The 2,483-nt window shown below is 44.1% G+C and carries 2 protein-coding genes; one reads left to right on the plus strand and one right to left on the minus strand.

What is annotated here, in order from left to right:
• The coding region (locus V7D75_RS05515; RefSeq protein ID WP_333613743.1) for a UDP-glucose/GDP-mannose dehydrogenase family protein at positions 1-1,218 on the plus strand (1,218 nt) is incomplete at its 5' end.
• A gap of 149 nt (positions 1,219-1,367) precedes the next feature.
• Here V7D75_RS05515 and V7D75_RS05520 read toward each other — a convergent pair.
• Positions 1,368-2,483 (minus strand): phosphomannomutase CpsG (locus V7D75_RS05520; protein WP_333613744.1); only part of this gene is annotated, 1,116 nt, incomplete at its 5' end.

A 2,483-nucleotide genomic window follows, 5' to 3' on the forward strand; every position in this document is an offset into this window, starting at 1 on the left:
ACTGATAAAGAGGTCTTGACGCAGCAATTACAACAATATGGTTTTGAGCATCATTTGCAAGCGCTATGGCAGATGTACGTGCAGCAGCAACAGATTGTCAGCTACGCTCTGCCAACTACTGCCAATAAGCTGCTAGAGCGCTATGAAAAGACGGATAATAATAATGAGAGGAAACAAGCTGCGCTGTATTGGTTATTTTTAGACAGTATCCGCCCAGTATGGCAAGCAGACAGCTGGATTACGGCCTTTAATCACAGTCATCAGCAAACCTTACCGCTTATTATGAGTGGCATAAAACAGCTGGGCGCAGTTGCTGCACTGTCCAAGCAGTTGCAGCGCGCTTGGGTCTATTATATGCCGTTTGTATTCTTAAAAGATGGCGATGCATACAGCTCAATGCTAAATCCATCATTGTTATTGCTGGGTGAAAAAACGCCAAATAGCCGCCATCATTTAACAATGCTACAGCCTTTAATGCAGCAGGCACGCGCGTTTCATCAAGCAGATATTGCTACTATAGAGTTTGCCCGTAGTAGTATCATGGCGATGCTTGCCACAAGGGTGAGCTTTATGAATGAGATGTCGCGCTTGGCTGATAGTCAACAGGTCGATATCCAGCAAGTTAGTCACATTATGGGACTCGATGAGCGCGTGGGCAGTAGCTACTTGAAAGCGGGCTGGGGCTTTGGTGGCAATACACTACCGACAGAGTTGGTTAAGCTGCAGCAGTCCAGTGCAGAAAAGAGCCTAGCTATGCCGTTACTACAAGCAGTTATTGATATTAACGAAGACCAAAAAGAGCTGATATTTCGTAAGTTTTGGCAGTATTTTGATGGCTTTATCGACCATAAAACCGTCATGATTTGGGGTGGCAGTTATAAAGCGGGCTCGGGACGAACAGCAGAGTCGGCGATTCATCCGTTGTTAGCGCTACTGTGGTCTTATAATATCCGCACGCTGGTGTATAGTGATAAAGCCCAAACCGAGCTTGCCGAGCTCTATCGACAGCAGCCGTTACTCGAATTGATTGCCAGTCCGTACCAACAGCTTAATGAAGCGCAGGCCATTTTTATTATCAGTTGGTTGCCAGAAAATAGGCTAGATATTGCTAGGCTCAATGAGCAAGCGCTGCCGATATTCGATGCGCGCAATGCGCTGTCGCGAATGCAGGTTGATGATTTAGTCGGCGCTTATATAGGGATTGGCCGCGCCAAATAAAGCTTTTTAACAAGGATAAAATAAGCGTAGCAGACAAGCAGCTAATGAACTGAATCTAAATAAAAACGCCGATTAATATAAAAATTAACTGGCGCTTTTTTGTTCTCATAAGTTCAGAATGTCTTTACTTAGCATTATGATTACTTAAGTTAAGCAGGCACCGCCCCTTTACTAGCAAGCCATTGCTGAATTTCTTGCGTCTTAGTCTGTAGTAAATCCTTATCACCGCGACTTTCGATGTTTAAGCGAATTAATGGTTCAGTATTGGAAGCGCGTAAGTTAAAACGCCATTCGCCAAAGTTTAAACTCAAACCATCGAGCATCGATTTGGTTGGATTTTCGGCGCTAAACTTCTCTTCGATGGCGCTAATAATGGCTGGCGCATCATGAGTGGTCAGATGAAAATTCAGCTCGCCTGAGCTTGGATAGGCTGCAATATAACCGCTGACCAATTCTGATAAGGTTTTACCGGTAATCGATAATAACTCAATGGTCAAAAGCCACGGAATCATGCCGCTATCGCAGTAGAAAAAATCGCGAAAATAATGGTGAGCGGACATTTCGCCGCCATACACCGCACCAGAATCACGCATCACTTGTTTGATAAATGAGTGCCCAGACTTACTAATAACTGCCTTACCGTTATGCTCATCAATAACAGCTTCGGTGTTATATATCACTCGCGGGTCATAGACGATTGACTCGCCCGCATACTTGTTTAAAAACGCCTGCGCGAGCATGCCAACGACATAGCTGCCATCGATAAATTCGCCGTATTCATCAAATAAAAAGCAGCGGTCAAAATCGCCATCAAAGGCAATGCCAAGATCGGCTTTGTGTTCTAGCACTGCTTGCTGAGTGGCGGTTCGATTGGCCTCAATCATTGGATTGGGAATGCCATTTGGAAAGCTACCATCAGGCGTATGGTGCAATTTAAGCACTTCAATTGGCACGCCCGCTTGTGCTAACTTGTCGATTAATAAATCAATGATGGGACCTGCGCTGCCGTTACCAGAGTTGATAACCAGTTTTAGCGGTTTTAATTTATCAACATCAATAAACGTCATGACATGATTGATATAAGCGCTTTTATCCGTTAGTAATTGTAATTTACCTGGTTGATTATCCGTACTAAATTGCCCCGATTCTGCTAATGCTTGAATTTCTGCCAAGCCATCATCGGCGCTAATCGGTTTTGAGTGTTCTTTGACCAATTTTAAGCCATTATAATTAATTGGATTGTGGCTAGCCGTTACTTCGATACC

Source organism: Psychrobacter sp. (genome assembly GCF_036731945.1).
In the GTDB taxonomy this organism is placed as follows: domain Bacteria; phylum Pseudomonadota; class Gammaproteobacteria; order Pseudomonadales; family Moraxellaceae; genus Psychrobacter.